At 52.9% G+C, this 23182-nt stretch carries 28 protein-coding genes and 1 tRNA gene; 11 read left to right on the top strand and 18 right to left on the bottom strand.

Translation table 11 applies throughout. The annotated features are described in order from the left end of the window. Positions 1-76 precede the first annotated feature (76 nt). The 4 genes from Q4544_RS04870 (at position 77) to Q4544_RS04855 (ending at position 2426) form a co-directional block, all read left to right on the top strand. Positions 77-277, top strand: coding sequence for a hypothetical protein (locus Q4544_RS04870; protein WP_303504358.1), 201 nt, complete (start codon positions 77-79; stop codon positions 275-277). Beyond that, positions 274-1524 carry an ATP-binding protein gene (locus Q4544_RS04865; protein WP_303504357.1) on the top strand — a complete coding sequence of 417 codons (1251 nt, stop codon included), beginning with the start codon at positions 274-276 and terminating at the stop codon, positions 1522-1524. The genes Q4544_RS04870 and Q4544_RS04865 overlap by 4 nt, the downstream gene beginning before the upstream one ends. Continuing rightward, a complete protein-coding gene (locus Q4544_RS04860; RefSeq protein WP_303504356.1) occupies positions 1521-1886 on the top strand; it encodes a hypothetical protein in 366 nt (121 codons plus the stop codon). The genes Q4544_RS04865 and Q4544_RS04860 overlap by 4 nt, the downstream gene beginning before the upstream one ends. Positions 1887-1964: 78 nt before the next feature. Next, positions 1965-2426, top strand: coding sequence for a hypothetical protein (locus tag Q4544_RS04855; RefSeq protein ID WP_303504355.1), 462 nt, complete (start codon positions 1965-1967; stop codon positions 2424-2426). 60 nt (positions 2427-2486) lie between these two features. Here the strand turns inward: Q4544_RS04855 and Q4544_RS04850 are convergent, their stop codons facing one another. The 3 genes from Q4544_RS04850 to Q4544_RS04845 form a co-directional block, all read right to left on the bottom strand. Then, positions 2487-3167 (bottom strand): hypothetical protein, encoded by a 681-nt coding sequence (locus Q4544_RS04850; RefSeq protein ID WP_303504354.1) that lies wholly within the window; start codon positions 3165-3167, stop codon positions 2487-2489. Positions 3168-3477: 310 nt separating this feature from the next. Beyond that, on the bottom strand, positions 3478-3732 hold the full coding sequence (locus tag Q4544_RS15720; protein ID WP_368411218.1) for a helix-turn-helix transcriptional regulator: 255 nt from the start codon (positions 3730-3732) through the stop codon (positions 3478-3480). A 229-nt stretch (positions 3733-3961) separates the two neighbouring features. Then, a complete protein-coding gene (locus Q4544_RS04845; RefSeq protein ID WP_303504353.1) occupies positions 3962-5200 on the bottom strand; it encodes an integrase arm-type DNA-binding domain-containing protein in 1239 nt (412 codons plus the stop codon). A gap of 475 nt (positions 5201-5675) precedes the next feature. Between Q4544_RS04845 and Q4544_RS04840 the strand changes: the two genes are divergently transcribed. From Q4544_RS04840 to Q4544_RS04830, 3 genes are all read left to right on the top strand, one after another. Next, positions 5676-6407: a hypothetical protein gene (locus Q4544_RS04840; RefSeq protein WP_303504352.1), complete on the top strand. Its 732-nt coding sequence runs from the start codon at positions 5676-5678 to the stop codon at positions 6405-6407. 113 nt (positions 6408-6520) lie between these two features. Next, positions 6521-6877 (top strand): plasmid mobilization protein, encoded by a 357-nt coding sequence (locus Q4544_RS04835; protein ID WP_303504351.1) that lies wholly within the window; start codon positions 6521-6523, stop codon positions 6875-6877. After that, complete coding sequence (locus Q4544_RS04830; RefSeq protein WP_303504350.1) at positions 6874-8568, top strand: relaxase/mobilization nuclease domain-containing protein; 1695 nt, start codon at positions 6874-6876, stop codon at positions 8566-8568. Before Q4544_RS04835 ends, Q4544_RS04830 begins: the two co-directional genes overlap by 4 nt. Before the next feature lie 24 nt (positions 8569-8592). On the opposite strand, the gene Q4544_RS04825 is transcribed toward Q4544_RS04830, so the two are convergent. Together Q4544_RS04825 and Q4544_RS04820 are read right to left on the bottom strand one after the other, a co-directional pair. Beyond that, positions 8593-9159: a metallophosphoesterase gene (locus Q4544_RS04825; protein WP_303504349.1), complete on the bottom strand. Its 567-nt coding sequence runs from the start codon at positions 9157-9159 to the stop codon at positions 8593-8595. A 136-nt stretch (positions 9160-9295) separates the two neighbouring features. Then, positions 9296-10117 (bottom strand): hypothetical protein, encoded by an 822-nt coding sequence (locus Q4544_RS04820; protein WP_303504348.1) that lies wholly within the window; start codon positions 10115-10117, stop codon positions 9296-9298. A gap of 205 nt (positions 10118-10322) precedes the next feature. Here Q4544_RS04820 and Q4544_RS04815 point away from each other — a divergent pair, with 205 nt between their 5' ends. Continuing rightward, positions 10323-10532, top strand: a complete 210-nt coding sequence (locus tag Q4544_RS04815; RefSeq protein ID WP_303504347.1) for a helix-turn-helix domain-containing protein — start codon at positions 10323-10325, stop codon at positions 10530-10532. A 384-nt stretch (positions 10533-10916) separates the two neighbouring features. On the opposite strand, the gene Q4544_RS04810 is transcribed toward Q4544_RS04815, so the two are convergent. The 8 genes from Q4544_RS04810 to Q4544_RS04775 all read right to left on the bottom strand — a co-directional run bounded on the left by Q4544_RS04810 (position 10917) and on the right by Q4544_RS04775 (position 19220). Further along, a complete protein-coding gene (locus Q4544_RS04810) occupies positions 10917-11729 on the bottom strand; it encodes a hypothetical protein (protein ID WP_303504346.1) in 813 nt (270 codons plus the stop codon). A 38-nt stretch (positions 11730-11767) separates the two neighbouring features. Beyond that, complete coding sequence (locus tag Q4544_RS04805; protein ID WP_303504345.1) at positions 11768-13426, bottom strand: AAA family ATPase; 1659 nt, start codon at positions 13424-13426, stop codon at positions 11768-11770. Further along, positions 13426-15168: a restriction endonuclease subunit S gene (locus Q4544_RS04800; RefSeq protein WP_303504344.1), complete on the bottom strand. Its 1743-nt coding sequence runs from the start codon at positions 15166-15168 to the stop codon at positions 13426-13428. The genes Q4544_RS04805 and Q4544_RS04800 overlap by 1 nt, the downstream gene beginning before the upstream one ends. Beyond that, positions 15165-16091, bottom strand: a complete 927-nt coding sequence (locus tag Q4544_RS04795; RefSeq protein ID WP_303504343.1) for a GIY-YIG nuclease family protein — start codon at positions 16089-16091, stop codon at positions 15165-15167. The genes Q4544_RS04800 and Q4544_RS04795 overlap by 4 nt, the downstream gene beginning before the upstream one ends. Continuing rightward, positions 16088-16810 (bottom strand): hypothetical protein, encoded by a 723-nt coding sequence (locus Q4544_RS04790; protein WP_303504342.1) that lies wholly within the window; start codon positions 16808-16810, stop codon positions 16088-16090. Before Q4544_RS04790 ends, Q4544_RS04795 begins: the two co-directional genes overlap by 4 nt. Beyond that, complete coding sequence (locus tag Q4544_RS04785) at positions 16807-18276, bottom strand: class I SAM-dependent DNA methyltransferase (RefSeq protein ID WP_303504341.1); 1470 nt, start codon at positions 18274-18276, stop codon at positions 16807-16809. Before Q4544_RS04785 ends, Q4544_RS04790 begins: the two co-directional genes overlap by 4 nt. A 274-nt stretch (positions 18277-18550) precedes the next feature. After that, entirely contained in the window at positions 18551-18787 is a 237-nt protein-coding gene (locus Q4544_RS04780) for a hypothetical protein (protein WP_303504340.1), read from the bottom strand. Positions 18788-18794: 7 nt separating this feature from the next. After that, a complete protein-coding gene (locus Q4544_RS04775; RefSeq protein ID WP_368411217.1) occupies positions 18795-19220 on the bottom strand; it encodes a helix-turn-helix domain-containing protein in 426 nt (141 codons plus the stop codon). A gap of 75 nt (positions 19221-19295) precedes the next feature. Between Q4544_RS04775 and Q4544_RS15715 the strand changes: the two genes are divergently transcribed. The 3 genes from Q4544_RS15715 to Q4544_RS04765 are packed head-to-tail and all read left to right on the top strand — an operon-like array spanning position 19296 to position 20952. Beyond that, positions 19296-19538: a helix-turn-helix domain-containing protein gene (locus Q4544_RS15715; protein ID WP_368411215.1), complete on the top strand. Its 243-nt coding sequence runs from the start codon at positions 19296-19298 to the stop codon at positions 19536-19538. A gap of 53 nt (positions 19539-19591) precedes the next feature. After that, positions 19592-19828, top strand: coding sequence for a hypothetical protein (locus Q4544_RS04770; protein WP_303504338.1), 237 nt, complete (start codon positions 19592-19594; stop codon positions 19826-19828). Continuing rightward, positions 19828-20952, top strand: coding sequence for a tyrosine-type recombinase/integrase (locus tag Q4544_RS04765; protein ID WP_303504337.1), 1125 nt, complete (start codon positions 19828-19830; stop codon positions 20950-20952). Before Q4544_RS04770 ends, Q4544_RS04765 begins: the two co-directional genes overlap by 1 nt. Before the next feature lie 27 nt (positions 20953-20979). On the opposite strand, the gene Q4544_RS04760 is transcribed toward Q4544_RS04765, so the two are convergent. The 5 genes from Q4544_RS04760 to infA form a co-directional block, all read right to left on the bottom strand. Then, a tRNA-Phe gene (locus Q4544_RS04760) sits at positions 20980-21054 on the bottom strand. Between the two features lie 79 nt (positions 21055-21133). Then, on the bottom strand, positions 21134-21316 hold the full coding sequence (locus tag Q4544_RS04755; RefSeq protein WP_303504336.1) for a DNA gyrase inhibitor YacG: 183 nt from the start codon (positions 21314-21316) through the stop codon (positions 21134-21136). After that, a complete protein-coding gene (locus Q4544_RS04750; protein WP_303504335.1) occupies positions 21313-22335 on the bottom strand; it encodes a ribonuclease E/G in 1023 nt (340 codons plus the stop codon). The genes Q4544_RS04755 and Q4544_RS04750 overlap by 4 nt, the downstream gene beginning before the upstream one ends. Further along, entirely contained in the window at positions 22332-22910 is a 579-nt protein-coding gene (locus Q4544_RS04745; RefSeq protein ID WP_303504334.1) for a nucleoside triphosphate pyrophosphatase, read from the bottom strand. Before Q4544_RS04745 ends, Q4544_RS04750 begins: the two co-directional genes overlap by 4 nt. Positions 22911-22946: 36 nt before the next feature. Continuing rightward, entirely contained in the window at positions 22947-23165 is a 219-nt protein-coding gene (infA, locus tag Q4544_RS04740; protein WP_007205486.1) for a translation initiation factor IF-1, read from the bottom strand. Positions 23166-23182: the final 17 nt, after the last annotated feature.

Here is a 23182-nt window from a genome sequence, read left to right as displayed (position 1 = left end):
CCTTTCAGGATCTCAACCGAACTGAACAGCTCCGTAGATTTTTCATTCTTTTCGAAAATTCTGATGGGGTCATTCCATGCCGCTACGTTCTCTGACTAAAGTATTCCCCCTCGTTTCAATGCAGGCGTTCATCCAATTGGGTGACGTAGTCGAAACGCTTCATTCCCTTTTCAATGGCGAATTCTTCGCGCAAGTAAGTGATGTTCTGCAATCCGCTGGCCTACTCACTGGGTTCGCGGAAGTCATGCAATTTGCCGCAGACTGGGGTGTGTTATGATCACTGTTTATACGTGCCCTCCGACCGTTTCAGATGCTCAGGATGAAGCCACCAAGTCCCATGTTCTAGGTGCATTGGAACAGCTTCTGGAAGACTGCAGGGATGTGCTGAGAAACTTTGAATTGGAACTTGAAAGCCTCTTCGATGTCGAACTTGACCCAGGTGTTGGCTGGTCATTTAGCGTTGCAGAAGGCGCTAGTGCCAAGAAGGACACCTTAAGCGAAAATGTAAGGTTCTCAATCGCAGGCCTTGATGGCAAAGGTGGTTTCAAGCTTGGGATGCACTTGGACCCGACGCTAAACAACCTCGCACGCGTGTTAAGCGATGTTTGTGTGGTCAACTGGGACATGGAACGGGCGGCCCAGATCGCGGCTAAGAAAACCGTTGCAAAACTCCCAAAATTGCCGGCAGCATTGGAAAAGGACCAAGATCTTCAGCAGCGGTTGACGGCGGCGAGCGGGGCATTGAAGCCAACGGGGCCGTGTTCCAAACACGAGCTCGATGAGCTTTTCGCAAATGTGCATGCCTCAGCTCCGTGGTTGAGAAATGCCACTACGCGTATTTGGCAAGCTGCTCGCGCGCGAATGGCCGCAGCGAACGGAAGCGTGTTCACAATTCCGCCTGTCTTGCTCTACGGACCTCCAGGCACCGGCAAGTCGAGCCTTGCGGATATGATCGCCACACACGCCGGCACTGCGATGACTGAGATTGACGCGTCTGCTGGTGCGGCCGCGTTCCGCGTTGCAGGCGTCGAGGCGGGCTGGTCCACACGTCAAATCGGCGAACCTTTACGGCTGATTGCAGATACCGGCTGCCCGAACCCTATGATCATCGTTAATGAAGTCGATAAAGCTGTAGGTGGGGTGCGGTCGTCAGGTGGGACGTCAAGTTCTTTGCCAAATGCTCTCCTGCCGTTCTTGGAGTGCGGAACCGCGCGCAAGTTTCACTGTCCGGCGAGCGGATTGGTGTGCGACATGTCGAACGTAAGCTGGATTTTGACGGCAAACAGCCTTGAGCATGTGTCTGCCCCATTGCGCACGCGGTGTGAGCTCATCGAAGTGACGGCGCTGACCGTGGCGGATTATGTCGAGGCTGCCGAGGTAATGCTCCCGCATGATCAAATGGCGCTGGATGCTGTCTGCGAATTGATTGCGCGAAACCACAACACTCCAGGATTTTCGCTCCGCCACGTCGCGCGCGCGGCACAGCGGCTGGCGGCAACGCGTGATCAGGAGATGGTGCATTGATCGGGTATTTTTGGCCACATGTGTTTGAAAGCGGCGGTGCCGACCAGTTGGTTGTTCTTGGCGCCGAGAATGATCAGCAGCTTCACCAGCGTCTGACCAATATCGTGGCGCGCTTGGCGAGGGACGGAGCCACCAAAACGACGGTCCTTCAAAGCTGTCCATTGCAGTATGTGCCGGTTCTTGAGGTGGTTGCTGACGCGCTGTTGGGCACAGGAGCTGTCAACACCGCAGTCATTTCCACTGTTACTGATCAGAAGGGAAGGTTCTGTTTATCCATCGCCGCAGGAAACCCTACTGATACATTGATTGTAGGGGCTGCTTGTGATTGGGCTAATACGTTTTGCATCCGCGGTACTGCATAATTCGCAATCATGGGTTGTGAGCCACTCTTAGGTCACGATAAGAGAAAACCTAGAAAATTCAATTGGAAGGAAATCACTTTGTTCGCAGTTCGTTTTGTCGCTGCCGTTATCCTTGGCGTAAGCCTATCAGGCTGTATGACCCCGCAACCTCCATCAGGGGCACCAACTTCGCTGGCCGTCGTAGCCCGTTCCGTTCCAACAGTCGGTGAGACCGGAAATATCGATCTCTTCGCCTTGCGGGATATCTATCTTGCTCAAAACCCCGATCGGTTTGGAATGCCATTATTCAAAACCAGACGCGAAGGGTTCCGTCTAAACCCCGATGGGAGCACCGTCAGGTATGGTGCATTTGGCGCAAGTGGTGAACGTTTCGAAACCTCGGCAATCCTAACCTACGAGAACGGTGTGGTTTGCATGGATAGCACTGAGCACTGGTCCGGCGCTTGTTTTAGCGCAACGTTCACGCCCGAAGGCCGGATTGAAGTCGATTACGAGTTCGGGAACGGTCACGGCGGAAAATATATCGCGGCAGACCTTTAGTTTACAAAAGAACAGGCAGACTTAAACGTCTGCCTGAGCGCATTATGTGTAATGATGAGCTTAGTCGACGTCATCCCACTCCTCATCCCAACAGAAAACAACCATGTCGGCTAGCTTTTGGTCTGATAGTGCTTCAGCGCCAGTGTCGAGTATGATTGTCATACTGTCATCTTCACTGAAACTTACATCCCATGAATACCCGTCTTCAGTAACCGTTCTGTTAACCGAAAGACCAGATGCTTCACTCGCTGGGTCGTCAACTTCTTGTTCCCAAAGGGCCCGGGCCTCAGCGATCTCTTCAATAAGCTGAGCTTCATTCATCGGGTCTTCTGGGAACACGTCCACAAAATCTCGACTTCTTTCCGATGACAAAGTGCCGGCAACTTCTTGCCTCTTGTACTCTGAATAGAGATCCTGCGGCGCAACTATTTTTGCCTCTTTTGCAATCAAGCGGTTTTCGGCGCGTTCGTCATAACCGTGTGAAATGCCGACATCCAAAAATGGCCTGTATGCTGCGTCAAAGCAAAGCGAATTGGAGCTGACGACCAAGTAACCTCCGTCATCTGTGCTGAACACTTCCAAATAACTTCTGTCACTGTCATATAATGCTAGGCGAGACCGAATAGCATGAGAGATTTCAACCCCTAGAATTCCTGCAGCTTGCTCTTCAACAGCAATTGTTTTGCAGATTATCTTCTCTAACCCAGTGTTCGTTTTCTCTTCGATCGTGGTGTCGTACATTTATGGCTTCCTTAATTTGTTGCCTTGAGAGCGCACAATTTTGTGCGCAGCAATTTGTGGAACAGAAAGAATTCTCTAGCTCCACCCATTGCTTAAAATTGAGTTATGCCAAGAAATTTCGCGCGCAAGTATGCGGCCGTAGAAATGCAATTTTCGCTCAATATCGCCTTTAGAGTGAGCGGTGCAATTTTGAAACGCGAGGTGTAATCATACGTGAAGATTGCCAAGCGACGGGTCATTCTTCCCGCTCACTTAACAGGTTTATACTTTGATCACGGCCATGAGAAGATTGAGCTTGATCAGTCAAGCCTCAGCGCTTCCGTAGATTGTTTCTCTGTGTTTTTGCGGCCATTTGCCATTCAGAAACCTCTGCTTCAATCCATGCCTTTCGAAATTCGCCAAGCGGCACTGGTTCGGGAAATTTGCCGTCTTGTGACCAACGCTCTAACGTCGATCGAGACAGAGATGTTCTCTGCGTCACCTCACGTGGTGACAGAAAGATAATCGGGTCCTCGCAATCAGGGCTACAAGATTCAGGCGGTGTACCAGGTGTAAAGTTGGGCATTGTGTTGGCTCGCTATGTCTTTGTTGCGTCTATACAAAGACTATAAGAGCTGGATTCTTCTCGGATAACCCAGCTGAGGCAGACAGGTGTGGATAACCAGAACTACCGTGATCGCCTATGTGGATTATGGTGAGGTTGATGCACTTTCAAAGGGCAGCCATGACCAAGTCGCTTGCTGGCGGGCCAGTTGACCCGCCAACACAAGGGATGAGTTCCTTTCTAAAAGTGCTCAACGCCCCGCTAAGTGATCATAGTAATCCGCCAACCACTGCATCATACCACGACGGGGGCCAATGTATTCCGCTGCGTTGTAGGTGCCTCGCACTGAACTATCGATGTGAGATAGCTGACGTTCGATCCAGTCTTTGTCGAACCGACGGCGTTCTTCTTCACCTTCTCCGACAGTTTGCTCGTTGGCAAATGTTGAAAAGGTCGTGCGGACGCCGTGTAGGGTGACAACTTCCTTCGGAAATCCCATCCGCCGATACGCTTGGTTAATCGTGTTCTCCGACAGCGAGATTCCTGGGGTGTTCACCGTTTCAAACATGTTTTTCCGCCGCCCTGTGATCGCGTGGAGCTTCTGTAGGAGTGCCAGCGCTTGCTTGGAAAGTGGCACCAGATGGTCGCCTGGGCAATCACCCTTCATGCGGTTTTGAGGAACACGCCAGATTGCGGCATCGAAGTCGATCTCGTCCCAGGTGCCGCATCGCAGTTCTTCTGAACGCAATGCGACGAGCGGTGCAATTTGCATTGCCAAAACGGTCACGGGATTACCCGTGTATTCATCGCAAGTATTCAGAAACTCACCAAAGAGTTTCGGATCTTTAATTGCGGCGTGGTTTTTCGTCTTTGGTGATGCAACCAGCCCTCGCAAATCTGGACTTGGATCACGCGACGCAAGGCCAGCTGCAATACCGTGACGCATCACCTGCCCAATATATGCTCGGGTGCGTTGAGCGGTGTCTAACTTGTTTTCCGTCTCTAACCGCAACAGCAAAGGTCGAAGATCTGGCGGCTCGATCTCCATCGGATTCAAGTGTCCGATTTCGGGCAATGTAAGCCGGTGAAGCCAGTCGTATTTCTTTAAGGTTTTGTGGGATGCTTTCTCACGCGTGCGTTTTGCGATGAACGAGAGGCTCAATGCCTCAAACGTCGGTGTCGTCACATCCTCCTGCGCGCGAAGAGCTTTGGCCGCCGATTCTTTCGTCGCCTGAGCGTGTTCGACAGGATCCATTCCTAACCGCAGCACGCGTTTGGCTTCTTCACGATGCTCACGCGCTTCGGCGAGAGAAACAGAAGGGTATGGACCGAACGACGCGGTTTTCTGTCGCCCGAGGTGGCGGTAGTTCATCCGCCACAGCTTGCTCCCCTTCGGATTCACGAAAAGGTATAGCCCCCCTCCATCTGAAAGTTTGATCGGGTTTTTTTCAGGTTTTACGTTCTTAACTTGTGTAGCACTTAGCGGCATCTCTGCTCCTTCATCATCAATTTGTTGGTATGTTGGTATCCAACTGATGAGGAGCTAAGAGGCGAATTTGATAAATACCAACGTTCGTACCAACATTAGTGTGGATAACCATGGACGAGATGGAAACCATGGAAACAACGTCAAACGCGTAAACCATTGAAAACAGGTCATTATGGCAAGCATGGAAAACATGATGAAGGTATGAATGGTGCCCAGGGGCGGAATCGAACCACCGACACGAGGATTTTCAATCCAAAACTAAATAAATCTTTTCAAGAAGTTAACGCAGAAACGATTGTCAAACCGGCCACCAAACATCAAAGGCATAGCCGTCATTTGTCAAACCTATCCACGGGGCAATTCGGCCAAAGAAAAACCGCTGAGGGGGCGGCCACCCACCTCAACGGCGTTGCAAATCTATCTGCTCGAAAACCATATCAAAGAGACAGCCTAACCGCAACTGCGGGAGGTTCACATGCCTAAGCTCAATCGCTTTGAATGGCTGAAGGCCGTTCTGCAATGTGCCGACCTCAATTCATCAACAAAGGCGGTTGCTTCAGCGCTTTCGGTGCAGTTTGCCAACGACAAGACCGGTCAACTCAATCCGTCGCTGAACATATTGGACGAGTTTCTGGCAGGTATGTCATTAGCGACCATCAAGCGGTGTCTTCGGCAGCTTGTCGAATTCGGTTGGCTGTTTCGAACCGAAGGGCGCGGAGCTGGAAACAACACGGAATACGACCTTCGTGCGCCCAGAAAAATCAACCCATTCCGCACGAGGAAAAAGGGGGCAACAGCGAGCTTTTCGGATGCAGAAAAGGGTTCACCCATGATCGAAAAGAGGCTCACTGGTGATCTTTCCTATATAAAGGAAAAACAATCCAAAGAACAAAAAGCCGCACTTGAGCTGGATTTGCAGGAAAGAGGGCCATCCAACTCGGCGTGCGGGAGTGGCTCGGGAGCCGTGTTCGTTTCGCGCCAATCTTTCGGTTGTCGCCAATGGGAAATGTTCACAGATCGAATGTTCGATACCTGGATTGAACGCACTTTCCCAGAGGTTTGCAAAAATGGGGAGCGCGGTTACTGGCTCCCCGACAGGTTCCCGCCAACGAATAAAAGTGATTGGCCTGCTTGGCGGAGCTGGCTCATCGCTGAGAGCTGGACCTTGTTTGCGCCATCCGAACCAGAACAACGCCATGCGTGTTGAGCAAAGAGCAAGGTTACGCGTGTGGCTACGCCACGTGCACCTTGGAATGGAATGGGCAGGCCCTTTCCCCTTCACCCCAAACCCGGCGCGTGGACGCGCTGAAAGTGGTTGCCATGGTTAGACGCGAACCCAAGAAACACATCAAACGTGAGCTTGTTCTGCGTGTTCGGTGCTCCGAGGAAGAACGCGCTGGCTGGCTTCACAAAGCCCGCGCTGAAGAGCGTTCCCTCTCTGACTACACCCGCCATGTTTTGTCTTCTGAACCCATGCGGCGGCGCGCACAACCACCCGAAGTTGACCCCACCCTTCTGGCAGCTGTTGGGCGCACAGGGAACAACCTCAATCAGATTTCCCATGCGCTTAACACAGACCGAAAGGCTGGGTGTGCGATTGATCTGATTGCGGTCCGCACGCTTCTGCTGGCGGTCACGCGTCAGCTGGCTGCGATTGTTGAGGATCATTCCCGATGATGGTGCGCTTCTTTGATCACGGGGATGGCTCGGGCGCGGCGGCGGTGGAATACTTGCTGGCGGCGGAAGTCACGGCCTACACCGAAGACCGCAAGCGCATTCCCAATCAAACCGTCCGGCGGGATGTGCTACCAGATCTGCTTGCCGGTGATCCCGACCTGACCCGCCATCTGATCGACAGCAATACGCGGAAGTGGTGCTACACATCTGGTGTGGTTGCTTTCCACACCGATGATGTCCCCTCCGATGATCAGCAAGCGGCGGTCATGCGTGATTTTGAGAAAGCGGCTTTTGCCGGGTTGGCGGTGGATCAGGCCAATGTCCTCTGGGTCCGCCATCAGCACATGGGCAATGTCGAATTGCACTTCCTGATCCCGCGCGTCGAGCTTTACGGCAACCGCTCTTTCAATCCTGCCCCACCGGGCTCTGAACGTTACTTCAACGCCTTTCGAGACTACTGGAATGCCCGCGCGGGCTGGGTCAGTCCGGAAGAGCCGGAGCGAAAACGGATGACCAAACCTGTGTTTGACCTGGGCGACCGCAAGCAAATCAAGGAAACCATCCAAACCTTAATCGTTCAGAAAATCGAGACTGGTGAAATTCACACCCATGCTGATGTTCGCGCCGTCCTTGCCGAGTTGAACGGTCTCGAATTTAAACCGCTGACCGAAAAGCAGCTTGAGAAACGTCGCAAAGCCGATGCGATTGAGGCCGAGGGTGGCAAGCCGCGTCGTCGTGAGACGCGCGTCGCAATGCGGATTGCTGGCACAACAGACAGCCAAAATACACTCCGATTAGAGGACCGCATATTCCATGAAGACTGGACCGCAGATGAATACTTTGCTGCAAAACCTGCAAGCGAAGGTCGAGAGCCAATCCCAGGTAACCGAAGAGCAAGCGCAGCAGTTGTTGCACGACTTCGAGCAGCGTTTGACACAAGCGTTGAACGCCGCGCAGAGAAAAATCGTTCAAGATATGAGCGAGCTCGAAAAGCAGAGCGGTCAGATCCGCAACCGAACAGCACGACAGATCGAGGATCAGGTCGACAGGATACAGCAAGCGACAAATGCGCTGGAAGAGAGCAGGAAGGAATGGCGCACGGTCACATGGAAGACGATGCTGCCGGCCTATCTGGCGGGGGTCTTGCTGACCTTCTGGGTGCTCTTGATGGCCGTGCAGCTGACATTCCCGAAAGCGGAAACAACATCGCCTCAAATCAACCTAGCGACCTTTGGCTTGGATGGGGTGAGAGTGACGCGTGGCCTTGGTGGCTTGGGACGGGTTCTGAGCCTGCCCCGGGGCGTCGAATTGGCCGACTGTCCAGTGCCAAATCTGAGCGGCGGAACAGTCTGCATCGAAACAGCAGTGACGAGGTAAACCATGAGCCATCCCCAATTGACGCCGTTCGAGACCGCACTCTTGCGCGCTGTCGAAGAACTGAACACCACCTTCGAAACTGGTTTGAAAAGCGCCAGCACCTCACCGAACGAATTCGTGAATTTGAGGCGCGAATTCGATCAGTTCGCCAGCGAGTTGGAGACACGCTTGAACGATTTGCAGAAACAGCAAGACGACTTAAGGCGGCTTGTCTCAGATGGATGACGAGATCAAAATCCACTTCAACAAAGCCAACCCATAAAAGTCGGAAAACCTGGTCGGCCACACATATTGGCTCAGACCCCAGCCCATGACATAGCCGCGTCCGGTGCCTTCCCTTAAAGCGCTTTCGCATTATGCTCGACATCCTGCCAGTGCTTGTTCACGGGCAGAGATTTGGCGCGGCGCGCGATGTCTTCGAACCGCACAGGCATGAAATCCCAGACATCCACGCCGACGTTTACGCTGTTACGAGAGCCCCACCAGTTGTTGTGGACATGCCCGAAGAGTTGCAACGCATCCCGGCGGGCGTGGTTCCAGGTGATCATGGGATAATGACACAGGGTGTGCGCCTGTTTCTTAGGACCATCTCTGACTTCTGCAAGGTGTGAAATGCTATTCCACGGCAACGCCAGTGTGGGATCTAGATCATGATTGCCAACAATCAGGTGTTTGCGCGCGCCGGGAAGCTGGCCAAAGATGGCAGCGAGATAGTCGGCCTCTTTGGCTTTTGACCCAAAGGCGAAGTCACCCAAGATCCAAAGGTCATCTTCCGGTCCAACTTTGGACCACAGGTTCTCAATCAGCACCGTGTCCATGTGGCCGGTGTTGCGGAATGGGCGCCCACAAAATGGGATGACATTCTCATGCCCAAAATGCGTGTCAGCCGTGTACCAATTGGTCATGTCGTCTCTCCGTCGTCTTTGTTGGCAAGGACGGTTTCGAAGATATGTCAGGATGACGGTTCATCGTGGCGCACAGCTCGGAAAGCCGCCCGCCATAAATGCGGGCTCTAAAGGGTGAAATGTTTGCGCGATATGGTCACAGGTCCATGTCTGAGGCTTCGACCTCTTCGCCTGTCAGCGCCTCAACGATTTGTCGGTCCAGTTCCCGCTCCTGCATCCGGCCCAATTCATAATCCACCAATTCAAAGTTGATCGACGTCATGCCCGGTTCACCCTTATGCGTGACCGTGAATGTCGCGATGCAGCCGGGACGGATTTGCTTCTCGCGCGGATAGCGGAAGCGGTAATCGACGGTGTTGGTATAGTGCTGCGCGGTTCCACAGATCTCATATTGTGTGCTCAGCGTAGAAGTGCGGTTGCCACTGGTCCGCGTTTCTTCATGGGTCAGAGGGCCCAATGCGTCGAGGTCGGTGATAAACCCATCTTCGCTCCAAGCGTAAAGCATGACCATCTCGCGCCCAGAAATAGTGACGCGGGATGCCGGGCCATACAGCTCTTCTAGTTGCGCCTTAAGCTCAAGCGGCTCTGGCAGCACCTCGCTGGGCTGACGCATGCTGCGATAGATCGCCAGAGGGCGTTGTTCCATCACATCTGAAGCCAGTCGTGCCGTGACCTGATCCTGCGCAACCCCTGCAAGCCGCCCATTGATGCCAACATCGCCAATCCGGGTGAAGAGCTGGTAGGCGAACTCAAAGACATTCCCTTCTGGCGATTGCACCCGCACAACCTCGCGTTCACCGGTAGGTGCGTCATCGCTGCGCTCGGCATAAACTGTGAGCACATCTGCAAGAGGGTCGCCCGGTTGCAGACCTAGGATCTCAAAGGGGTACGGGCGCTCAGTTGGTGGCGCGATTGCTGTCAAACCGTCTTCTGCGACAGCGGCCGAGGCGAGTGACAAGCAGAAGGTTAGAGCTCCAGACGTCAATACCGCAAAAGTTGATTCTCGCGCGGCTCTGCATGTGGATAAAAGATTGTTGATAATGTGCATACTGCATACCCTCGATAAATTCACAGAATACTTCATTATTCACAAAATACTTCATGGCTGCAATGGGCTAATTTCTGATCCTAGCCGCATGCAAGATTAAACTGAAAATGATGCGTTGCTAGAAGCGTTTAGCCGAGAACTACGTAAAGCCCGAACTGAAGCTGGAGTTTCGCAGGAAGAATTGGCCCATCGCGCTGGTAAGAGTATTCGCTACATCTCCTTATTGGAGAGCCGGAAACATCAACCAAGCCTAGCAACACTTAAAAGCATCTGTGACGGTTTAGGGATCACCATGGCTGAATTCATCACCAGAATTGAGAGCTAGAACGGCCTGAAGACGTGTTAGTGAAAGACATTGAATTATAAACCTACATTGATTTTCAGGAGCTGCCGCAAGCTCTGGGCGTGGCCAAATAACTCTCTTTACAGCGGGTGAACATGATTAAAGAGAAATAGATTTCAGTAGTGTACACGCCATAAAGAGCGGAAAGCGGAAACTCGCTGCGCGAGCACAAGGCTCTAGATCATCTGATCAAGCCGACATTGATCGGATGGGCAGCTATAGTGATCAAACCTGCTTAGCCAACAGCACGCAGAGGCACGGATAATGCGCAACGCAGCAAGAGAGATATCACTTACGGCCCGCTGCGGACAGTCTGATTTGGGTGTGCTCGCTTAACGAATGTTGCCCCAAAAGGCTCTTAGCTGACTAGGCTGTAGCAGCCGGATATTCCTCAACGCTTGCAATCAGATGAGCCCCACCGAGTTCAATCAACTTGCTACGTGCCGCAAGTGAATAGGCACTGTCTGGCATAGTCATTGCCGTTATTGCATCTACTTGGCTCGGCACCGGCAAGAGATCAGCTGCAGGAGGCACTTCGTTTGCGGTCTCAACAGTTTGCATCAGTGTTTCGAACATAATCTGAACATCCCGCATCACTTTGAGCCTAGCGCCTGTAAGTGGAGGGAGATCTAGCCCATATGATTTGATTGACCGCTCCACTCTCAAGCGATTTGTGCCCACGCAAATATCGCTTGGTTCAATTTTTCCAACTGAGCCAACTTTAATCAGTCGCATATCTGCCTGATTGATTGGGTCTAGTAACATTGGCTGTTCAAGGTTGATATCTCGCTGGTCCCAGCACGCGACAGCGCTTCCTTCGCAAAGTGGAAACCAACTCCCTTTACCGACGGTTTCGTCCGTTTGCTCGTCTTTGCTTAGGCGGTTCGATCGGCCTGCAGAGTAACGGAAATTCTCCCACGAAAACGCCAGCCAAGGGTAGCCATCATCGGGAGCAATGTCCTTGCTCCGCCGTGCCTCGGATTTTGGCCGAAAGTGATCAACGTCAAAAAATGATTGGGGATCACAGCTTTCGGAATACCAGCATTTTCCGTACGACATTTTCGCCAAATATCGTTTGAAGCCACTCCAAACGTGAGACTTTTTCTTGATGAATGCCACACGTTCCTCCGGTGGAAGCGCCTCAAGAGCTAGTTGGGCTCTTTCTGCAACTTTCAACACCTTCTCTGGGATATGGGCGGGATCACGTCGAACGAAAATCAATGCTTAGGCCCCGATTTCGCTGACAGCTGCTTTATCAGATCAACCATCGCTTGGTGCCGTTTTTCGATGGCTTCAGGGGTCAGGGGAGGACGGTCTGCATAACGCACATCCTGCCATGCCTTGAGAAATTCGTGATAAAGGGGCTCACGGCTTTCATTCATAAAGCCCAGACGGTTAAGTGTGTCATTGATCGCGATAAGCTGCTTTTCTTGAGCCTCCGATCTCTCTTCAATTCTGGCGAGCGCATTTCGATCATCTATTTGTTTTTGCGTTGCCAAGTCCAAAGTTGTCGGCAGACCGAAGATCTCGGTGAGCGTCGCTGTAAAGCCCATCCCACGGGGATCTGCGTACGGCTCAGCAACCTGAATTCCTTCTTCGTCGCCATTCTGCATCACGCGCACCTCCTTTTTTGTAAGGGACGCAATCGTTAGCGGATTGTGCGATGTCATGATGATCTGACACCGGTCTTTGTCGGCAGCGACTTCGGTCCACTGCTTGATCAGTTCTAGATAGCTAAGCTGCCATGCGGGGTTCAGGTGGGTGTCAGGTTCGTCCAGCAAGAACAGAGCTTCCTTGCCTCGTGAGACCCGGATTAGGCCCAGGACCATCAGCAACTGCCGTTCACCATCCGACAGGTCACTAAAACTCACGTCGCCGCTGTCGTTGTCGGTTCGCGTAACCCAGACCAGCATCTCGCGGAACAAGTCGGAGATGTCAGCGGCCTCAAGGGCCGCAAACATGTCTTGGTCGCTGTCATAATTGGCGGCAAACGTGTCGAGGGCCTTTTTGTCACGAATGAAACAGGCGAATTGCGCTTCGACCTTCGGCTTATCGCGATAATCATCCACAACCTTGCCTGTCACTGCCAAGGGGTGAAACGCGACATCTTGGAGCGCGCGGGCGCATTCACCGGCTGGCCCTTTTGCTCCCCAAATGTCTTGTGCCTGCTCGCTAAGCTCATTGGCGGAACGCCGTCCTCGAGCCGGAGCGTCAGCCGAACTGGATCGCGCACGCTTCCAAACGCTACTGGTAAACCATGACGGCTCTTTGAAATGCGCCAAAGCGGAATGGAAGCCGGTAATACCAAGTTTTTCGCTCAGAAGCCCTGCAGCCTGACCTTTTTTCCCCGGCTTTGCGAAATGGGACAGCAGCGCGAAGACGCCGTGTACTGGGCGGCAATAAAACATGCGGCGTGCAACGCGAGCAGCCTCATAATCGCTGTCGCTTCGATCCTTGTTGATGACGCCATAGTACCGGGCCTGATGGTCATCGAACAGCTTTTCCAACCGACGCCCCGTGCCGGAATAGTAGCCGAAGACCAGATCGGGGAAGAGGTCGGCCTTACCGCCCTGAAATCGGGTCATGGGCATCGGATCGCCGTCAACCACCACCTTGGTGGAACCGTCACGGTTACCGACGCGCACTTTGCGACCCTTGATGACGTAGTCGATCTCGAACGTGAACCGGAGTTTGGCGCCGTGTTTGCTGCTTGGTGGATCAAGGTGCCGGAAAATCTCGGTGATCGCTTCAATCAGGTTCGATTTGCCCGCGCCGTTTTGACCGATGATCACAGTCGTCAAGCAACCTTCGTCGAAGTCAGCTTCCACGTCTTTCAGGTTTCGAAACCCGTCAATATATACCCGATCAATCCGCATCAGAGCGCTTCCAGCTTTTCGTCATTGTCCCGAATGTGCTTGTGCTCGATTTCCCAGGCAAGTTGCTTGTAAAAGTCGGCGACAGGCAAATCAGAGGCCTTGAACAAATCCTGTGCCGTCCCGACGCTCCCTTTCTTAAGGAGGCCTGCAAGATAAGGCTGTCCCATCACGTCATCATCTTGGCGGCTCTTGGTCATTGCGCTAGCTCCGGGTGTCTTTGGAATTACTTCAAAAAATTCATTATCGCTGTGGGGCAATATGGCGATTTCCTGTGGTGTCAGCGTCCGCGATTTACGCGACTTTGCCTGCTTCGGAGCGGCGGCCCGCTCGGCTTGAATACGCTCCAGCAACACGCTCGCAGGTTCGTCGTTCGGGTCTTGCGGCACGAGTTCACCGCGGAAAGCCTGGGCGAGGATGGCGCCGTCGAGTTTCGGAAGGAGTTTGCTGGCTGCAGCGTGGTCGGCGGCCACGCGGTCAAGCCAATTGAAGGCAGACTCGATGCGCCGGACAATCTCGGTTTGCTCTTGCTCAGGTGCGACCGGCACAGGCATTTGACTCATTGCTCCAACATTAAAGTGCTGCTGTGCGACACCAACTTGCATTCCGCGAACCGCTGACTTAGCAAACTGGCTATTCATATAATATGCCGCGTAATGAGGGTTCATGGCAGGAACCAAACGTGCGATCACTAAGTCAGAACAATTTGCGCGGCCTAGTGTCTCTGGAACTACCGCAGCAGTGCCTGGCGCTCCTGTCCTGACGACCACAAGCTCCCCAGCGCGTATTTCAGATTTCCGCAATTCACCGTGGAACTTCTCATCGATGTAGACCACCTTTTGAAGGTCTATGAAATTTTCGCGAATATTTAACGATCTAAGAAATGGAATGCCTTCATCCACATAGCGGTCCTTCATTGGTCCAACATGTCCGACCGTCAAGTCCCAAGAACAGTCATTGAACGTTGCCCACGCCCAAGATGAAGGCAAGTCCGGTAGATCAGGCGATTGAACTGAAAGGCTGCGATTTCGTCCATTGTTCCGGAGCGAACGTTCTTGGCGAATTCTCTCCTTTTGCTGCGCGATTACGCCCAACATATCAGCGCCTCGTATTTGCTCGCCCTCCGTGTTCGACCGCCAACCTGCGGTCAATTCACCCGTGAACGCTAGGGCGAGAATACGTTGCTTGTAGCGGGCGATAAGGGTGGGGATGCGGTCTAAATCGGTGCGAGCGCGGGCGGTGCGGGCGGTCAATCCATCCACCTTTGCAACTATTCGTTTTTGTTCGGGGATTGGTGGCAGCGGGAATGGTACAGGCTTCAATATTTGTTGGCTGATATTTGGTTGTGCTCCACCTTGACCCATTTCGATCAAATCTTGCTTGATGTTGCTCAAGCCAAGAAAAAGGAATTTCGAAGAAATTGCCTCGTTTGGCTGGCAGAACGCGACGGCCTGATTTGTTGTGACCGGGTAAGTTGTGATCCCGAGTTTGCCAATGGTTGCGCCGTACATTGCTATCAGTACTGCATCTTCTGGTACCCATTTTGCAGATGAGTTTGCGAGCCCTTCGGGTGTGATGTTGACTTCATGATCTATGATCGGGCCGTCTGGCAAATCTCCGCTTCTGATCCAAGGAATTTCCCCGCCATAGAAGTACTCATTGTCTGACTTAGGCGTTCCGCCGCTCCCCCACTTACCTAGGTCGCCAATTGAAGTTTCAGCCCAACCCTTTGGTAACTCAGTCATGCGCTACCTCCATCGGCGGCAATCCGAGTCTGTTGCCAGTCATGATAGTTCTGCTTTGACCCCTGCACCTTCCATTCGGTCCGACCATTGCTATTCCGGTCCAGAACGACGGCTGCCGCGGCAGAGGGGCTGCTGAATGCATGGGGCTTGGCGAAGACCAACAGATTTTCTGTTGAAGGCAACAATACGCCTTGATCGATCAGCTTTTTCTTCAGCCCACCATAGCTTTGCTGGACATGGCCTGTGTTGATCAACGCCTGGGAACCCTCAAGCACAATGAACTCGCCCTCCTCCTCAACGGCCTGGGCCTGCACGCCGGTTTTGTGCCGCATCTCGAATTTCACCTCACCCGAGGTGCGCTGCTCCACCGGCGTGCTGACCAAAGTTGCAGCGCGCGGCTGCGGCTTCAGCAAATCCAGCCCAATCACCGGCAACATGATTTTCAGGTTGGCAAGGAACTGTTCCATATTGGCCTGATCGGCCTCGGGCAATCGGCGACGCTGGCTGGCAGGATTGTTGCCATTGTCCAAGGCGACGCGCTTGGCCTGCGTTGCCAGCTCTATCAGCCGGGCCTCGAGGTATTCGACATGGCCTTTGGACAGGTCATCATCACTGGTTGTGACAGCAATAGCGATCTCCCAGAAATCACGTTGCACGGCGCTTTGCTTGATCCGCTCCTGCACACTGTTCGCCGAGCCGATATAGGCGCGCGTGCCGCCTTCCTGATCCGGGTCGGGCCCAGCCAGCAGGTAGATTCCAGTACGATCCAGTTCCTTGCGCGACGTGAGCGCGCCAAAGGTCGAGGTCGTCGCGACAAAGATCAGGCCGGTCCAACCATGGATCGTTGCCTTGCGCAGCCCGTTCGGCGTGCCATCAACAAGAAAAAGCTGGATAGTGCGGCCAAAGGATTCACTGGTTGTCACGGGCGTGGCTCCCGTTTGATAAATGAAACTGCGGTCTTCTTGCGTGTGAAAATCCGAGGTTTGCTATCGAGGCGCGGCGCGACCAATTCGGGTTCGATCGAGACAACAGTTCCCTTAAGTTTCGTTCCCCGGCCTCTCATGAACCAAAACCCGGCCAATGTAGCAGCTGCGATGATCACTGCTTCGATCACATCATAGTCGAAGGCAACACCCGCACCTGTCAGAAAATGCCAAAAACTCATCCAGTCCGCCGAGGCAGAGAACTGGTAGATGAATAGACCTGCCCAAAATATCGCGAAGAAAATGTTCAACCATCCGTTGGTTCCGGAAACGGACCATCGAATGCCGTCGCCACCAACCCACACGGTCTTGTGGAGGTGCCCTTCGAAACGCTCTTCAAGCAGATCAATATGGCGCTCCCAGTTTTCCTGCCAAAACTTTGACCCTTCAGAAGAAAACCATGAACCTACTGCCGTCAGAAAACCCAACCCCACAAGTGCCAATGGCAGCGCGTTGCCGGTCTGGACTGATGTCCCAGACAAAACAAAGCCAACAGCAGCGAAGATCGCGGCTTGCATTACCCAAAAGTGAGCAGCGCGACGCCAATAGAGCTCAATTTCGAATTTGCGCACTTCGTGTGCACGATTAAAAGCGGCCTGAATGATGCTCTTGTCGTTAGTTCCTAATGCCTCGAAGTACGCTTCTTTCGTCACACTCATTCTTCAGCCTCGATTACTTCAGCCAATTCGTCGGCAACGGCTTCGATTTCTTCCAACGCAGCGCGCAGATGGCCCAGAATGGCGGCGGCGATATCATCAGGTTCGGTGAGGCCTTCTTCGACGACTTCGACATCATCGCGTAGCCAGGTGATATCGAGGTTGTCGTTGCGTTTGGCTATCTCCGACCTCGTAAACTTGCGGAAACGCCCAGTTTCGCCCTCATCTTTGCGCTTGGCATGGCCCAGCGGATCGTCACCAAAAGCTTCAATGAAGGGCTCAAAATCGACCGTGGTTAGCGTTCGCGTTTTGCCAAAGTTCGGCATCTGAGCACGCATATCATAGAACCAGACGGCTTTCGTGGCACCGACCCGTTCCTCTGATTTCTTGGTCAGGAAGATTACGTTGGTTTTCACGCCCTGGGCATAGAAGATGCCGGTAGGCAGCCGTAGGATGGTGTGCAGATCGCAAAGGTCCATCAACCAGTTGCGCAATTCGCGACCCATGTTGTCTTCGAACAGTGTGTTGTCTGGCACGACAATCGCTGCCCTGCCGCCGTCTTTCAAACCACGCACTACATGTTCGACAAAGGGCAGTGGTCCTTTTGCGGCGCTTGCAGTTGTAACGAAATCGCTTCGTGAGACCCGCTCGGGGAACTTATTGAAGGGGGGATTGGTTAGGATCAGATCTGCGGGGTCAAATTTTGCAGCATCTGATGTAAGCGCATCGATACAATCAATCGGCTGATCAATACCGTGCAACAGCAGGTTCATTGTATTCAGTCTGTGAGTGCCGGTGATCAATTCCGCACCTTGATACTTGCTATTACGCTGGGCAAACGCCACGTTTTTTGAGACTTTGGTCAGATCGTCCGTTTCTCGCATGATCGCGCGGTGTGCTGCTATCAAAAATCCGCCAGTGCCAGCAGCTGGGTCTTGGATCACCTCGCCCACTTTAGGTTTGGTCAGTGCGATAATAGTTTCGATTAGCGGTCGAGGTGTAAAGTATTGGCCTGCTTTCGATTTTCGTTCGGAAGTCGTGCGTTCCAATAGACCTTCGTAAAGATCGCCAAAGCCATCTTCGTCGGCCGCGTACCAATCGACGTTGTCAATCGTGGCAACCAGAGTGGTGAGAGCTGCGGCCTTTGTCAGTGAAGTCTTTGCGTCTGTAAAGACCTGCTTGACGAGAGGAAAATTGAACTTTTTCGACGTGCTGAGCTCGAGCAGCATTGCGCGGTAGCGCACCAATCGCTGTTCACCCTTAAGCCGTTTGAGTTCGCCCCAGCGAAGATTCCCTGGCAAACGTTCTTCAAGCTTGACGCCATCTCTCTTCACCTCTTCCAGCATCTTCAGAAGCAGAAGGTAAGTCAGCTCAGTGACGTATTCGTAGTAGCTCACGCCGCCGCCTTGCAGGCTTTTGCTCGCGTTCCAAAGCTTCTGAACGGTTTCCTGTGCTCGTGTCCCGTTCATTATCTCGCGTCTTTCCAAATGTTCTCGTGGAGGTCACGTAAGACCTTTGCCAATGCACGCAACCGCGGACTGGGGTAGTGACCGGTGCAGGCGTCGCGAAAGCCGGAAAAGTTCGCAACCTCGCCATTGCCCGGATCGAAATACTGCGAGGTGTTCGAACGGCAGGACAGCAGAAGCTGCATCAGACAGAGTAGTGAAAGGCGACTTTGGGCCGTTCGCATGACTTTGCAACGTACACTTTCTGCCCAGTGTTGACAGTGGTGTAATGCCATAGCTAACTACCGAAGCGAAGTCGTCGCAAACCGAGTTGAAGGATAAGCAACACCCCGGCTGCCCCGACGAGCAATGTCATCGAGATCAAACTTATGATTGCAGCAATCGCTTGTGTTGGACTGCCTCGATCAGCCCCAACCACTACTAGGTATGTGATTGCCCCAACCAACTGCAGTGCCATCAACGCAGGCAACGCTCGGATCATGACGTTCTTTTCCAATATGTTGAGTTTGTCCATTAGCGCCTCACACTGTTGTTTCAAGATATTCGTGGATTTCGTCGTTGGTCAGCTCACGGCCGCTTGCGAACTGACCGGCCAAAAAGCTGATTTGCTTCGCCTTTTTCTCGGCAGAAAACTCGATCTCTTTGGCGTTCTGGAATGTCTCCATTGCCAGAAGAATTCGCTCATATACTGTTGGAGCAGGAAGCGTCACAGGTGGGGCGACACCTAAGAGAAACCAATTCAGATCTACATCGAATGTACGGTGCACACTGATTGCCAGAGCGAGCGGTACGTCTCGAACGGCGGCCTCATAATTCCGATAGGAGCGTGGAATCACGTCTAAGCTCTTAGCAAAATCACTTTGCGAAAGCCCTGTGCGTCTTCGAACTATTAGCAGGCGCTCTGCAATAGTTTCATTTTCGTGTTGATTTTGACACGTATGTTCCAATATAGTCCTGCCTGTACCTATACTACCTGATTATTCGCACATTTGTGGCGAAGTTGACAAGACTGGAGGCACAAATTGAACAACCCTGACCTGTATTCCCCTCGAGAACTGGCTGAAATCAGCGGTTGGCCAGAGAGGCGCATTCGAAATTTGCTCCGTAGCGGCCAGCTTCGCCACGTGCGTGTTGGGGCAAGCTATCTATTACCTCGGAGTGCCATCGCGGAATACGTTGAGCGCAACATGATCGAACCGAGTTCATCGAGTGGCAGCGAAATCCGAAACTTACGATCCCGAACAAAAGAAAATGAGAACGGCTGATTGCAATGTTTGCCGCCCCGATTGCCTAAACTCAATTCCCAAAGAGAACCCATATGAGCACAACTAGCCTGAATATAAGTGTAATCGAAAAACGCATGATGAACGCTACAGAAGCCGCGCATTATTGTGGGTTGGCCGTAAAGCACTTCAAATCACTCTGCCCAGTGCAGCCAGTCCTCATCCCACCAAAGTACAAGCAGTACGACAGGTCCGACCTAGACAGGTGGCTCGACGATCTGAAAACCGGCTCCGACGTAATTTCTCAAAACGAAATTCTAGGCCGCCTGTAATGACTTTGGTTCGCGTCAAAGGTTTCAAAATCTTCTCCGACCGACATGGGTGCATGAGGTGCTACCACCGTCAAACGGGGCAAAAGGTAGATCTTCGCAAGTCACCGATTGGATCCGCTGAGTTTTTCGCAGAGTGCACCACGATATCAGCAGCGTCGGAAGCTTTGAAGCAACGGCGACCCAAGCCCGGCACTCTTGGCGGGCTTATATCAGTTTACTTCGCTGAAGAGCATTTTCTGGAGCGGTCGAAAGCCACAAAACGTGAGTATCGAATGTGCGCCAATGTGTTGAAACCTATCAAGGATACACCCGTTTCATCCATCGATACGCCATTGCTTGCGGCCATCCACGACAAACTGGCGAAGAAACACAGTTGGGATAAAGCCAACCGTGTGCGTAACTTTCTCATTCAAGTCTTCAAGTATTGCATTCCAAAAGGATTGATCTCTAAGAATTTTGCCGAAGGCGTAATCAAAAAACCACGCCCAAAAAACACTCCAGAGGCTTACAGAACCTGGACATTCGAAGAAGTTCAAACTGTCCTAGATGCTGCTTCGCCGCAGCTACGTGCAGCGTTGGCGACGATCTTCTGCACTGGCCAAGATCCAACCGACGCATTGGAATTTCGAAAGGATCAAATTGACGACGGCGTGATCTGGAAAGGACGCAATAAGACGAGTGTCGGTGCAGCGGTCCCAATCAGTAGGGTGCTTGAAGCCGAAATGACCAACGCGCCCGCACATAATGCGGCAACACTGCTCGCCAGCTCTAAAGGTACTCCCTGGACCTACGACGGCTTTGCAAGCGCATGGCAGAGACTTCGCAGAAAGCTGGAGGAGGCCGGAGAGATCGCCCAAGGCCTGACACCCAAAGGCCTGCGTCACACGATGGCGACATGGCTCAGGGAAGCCGGTCAGGACGAGCGCGAGATCTCCGATCTGCTCGCGCAGGATTCGAAGGTTATGGGCCTTCATTATTCCAGGAACGCAGCACTAGCCCGCAAGAACAGAAAGACGATGCGGGTCTGGGAAGGAGAGTATGACCGCCGTGCGCAGGAAGCAAAAGTGTCAAACCCACAGAGAAAACTGTCAAACCCAAACGATAAGGACATACCGAATGGCTAAAATTTCCATATTTATCAGAGAGTTAAATGGTGCCCAGGGGCGGAATCGAACCACCGACACGAGGATTTTCAATCCACTGCTCTACCCCTGAGCTACCCGGGCACCGGAGAGTGATTAATCACTCGGGTTTGGGCGTTCTATGTCACACTTAAGGTGGTGTCCAGAGCCAAAATCAAAAAAATCAGTGCAGAGGTTCGTCTTTTTTCTGCCCAGCGAAAAACGCCGCTTCTGGCACGTCTTCTTCTGGGGCTTCGAGGCTGTAATCTTCGTTCAGCCACTTGCCTAAGTCGATGTCAGCACAGCGTTTTGAGCAGAATGGACGATACTTCGTAACAGTCTCTTTTTTACAAATTGGGCAGCTCATTTCAGCAATTCAGCTGTCACCAACCGATCCCGCTTTCGTTGTAATTCAAAATGACCAAGCGGCGTCCAACCCGCCATGACGGTTTCGATCCCATCTGCCTTCAGAGCGCCCCGTAGAGCCGTTTCAAAGGTACGGCGATCTTTCTTAGGCATGGGTGCAACGTCGATTGTGATTTGCCCGCCATAGCCGCGAATTCGGCACTGCCGAGGCAGGTCTTTTGCTGCTGCAATGTTGGCCTGTAGGCCAGCAGCTGGCGACGTGTCGTTACCTGTGTTCACATCGACTGCAATCAGGGCACGCGTCTGCTCAACGAACATATATGCGCCGCCAGGTAGGCGTACTTTGGCAACGTCAAGCTCATCCAAGGCATCCAGAACACCATTGAATTCAAACGCCTTGTCTTCAGTAACCACTCCGGCGGGTTCAACCCATTCACGCCACGCCAAAAGATGCGGCCCATCGCCATCTGTCAGTTTCTCTGCGGGACCTTCGGCATCGGCCAAAACGGCCTCTGCCAAATCCAGCATAGCAGCTATATCTTCGGCAATCTCGTCAGCGTCGGCATTGGCACAGCTAGAGCGCAGAATCAGCCCCATGTTGCTATCGCCCATGACGTCATGCGCGATGCCCTTAAGCTCGTCCCGTAGATCATCATCGCGAATGCTGCGGCTGACGTTTAGTCCGGGTGCATCTGGCGTCACAATTGCAAAGCGGCTTTTGAACAAGACCTTTTGCGTCACCGGGATCGCTTTGCCCTCTTCCGCGTATCCGGTGACTTGCACCAAAAGCGCCTGCCCGGGTGCTAAGCCTTTGACTTGGCGCAAGAACACGTTCCCATCAGGTGTGGACAAGAACATACCGCCCTGCCCCTTCATCGGGCGATCAGCGATGGCGCGATAAATTGTTCCGGGTCGCGGCGCATCGCCTTCGATCAAGAAATCCGACAGCTTTCCATCGACCATCAAAGCCGCGGCTTCGCGGTTGTTCAATTGATCGAGAATGATTTGGCGACCCTTCATGGGATGTCCTTATAAAGCGGATAACCCGCAGCGGCCAATAAGGCGGCGGTTTCAGCAAGGGGCAAGCCAACGATTCCGGTAAACGAGCCGCTGATCCATGGGATAAACGCGCCCGCTGGGCCTTGGATGGCATAGCCACCGGCTTTGCCCTGCCAATCATTGCTTGCGAGATAAAAATTCAGTTCGTCGTCCGACAGGCGCTTCATTTGTGCTTGGCTGACAACATCCCGCTGCCAAATCTGTTCCCCCCGCCGAATGGCGACAGAGGTAATGATTTTATGTCGACGGCCACCAAGCGCGATTAGGAATTCAGCAGCTTGGGCAGCACTTTCGGGCTTGCCCATGATACGGCGCCCCAGAGCAACAGTTGTGTCAGCCGACAGGACGATATCATCGCTATCCGCTTGAACCGCTTGTACTTTTTCACGGGTAATCCGGGCACAATATGGGCGCGGGAGTTCGCCCTCAAGAGGCGTCTCGTCAATATCAGGGGGGCGAATATCATCCGCCACGACCCCAATTTGAGCGAGCAATTCACGACGGCGCGGGCTGCCAGAGCCGAGGATTAACTTCATATCACCGGACCTGTTGGAAGCCGCGCCGCAAAGCGCTTATTTAAAGCGATAGTTGATCCGACCTTTAGTCAGATCATAAGGTGTCATTTCGACTTGCACCTTGTCACCAGCTAGAACGCGGATGCGGTTTTTGCGCATCTTACCTGCCGTATGTGCGATGATCTCATGGCCGTTTTCCAGCTCGACCCGAAACGTCGCATTTGGCAGGAGTTCCTTGACGACACCGGGAAATTCGAGCAGTTCTTCCTTGGCCATGGTCTCTCCTTTACGTA

It is taken from the genome of Cognatishimia sp. 1_MG-2023 (assembly GCF_030548175.1).
Lineage (GTDB): Bacteria > Pseudomonadota > Alphaproteobacteria > Rhodobacterales > Rhodobacteraceae > Cognatishimia.
Note: the sequence above shows the minus strand (reverse complement) of the source record. Positions and strands in the feature narration are given on the sequence as shown.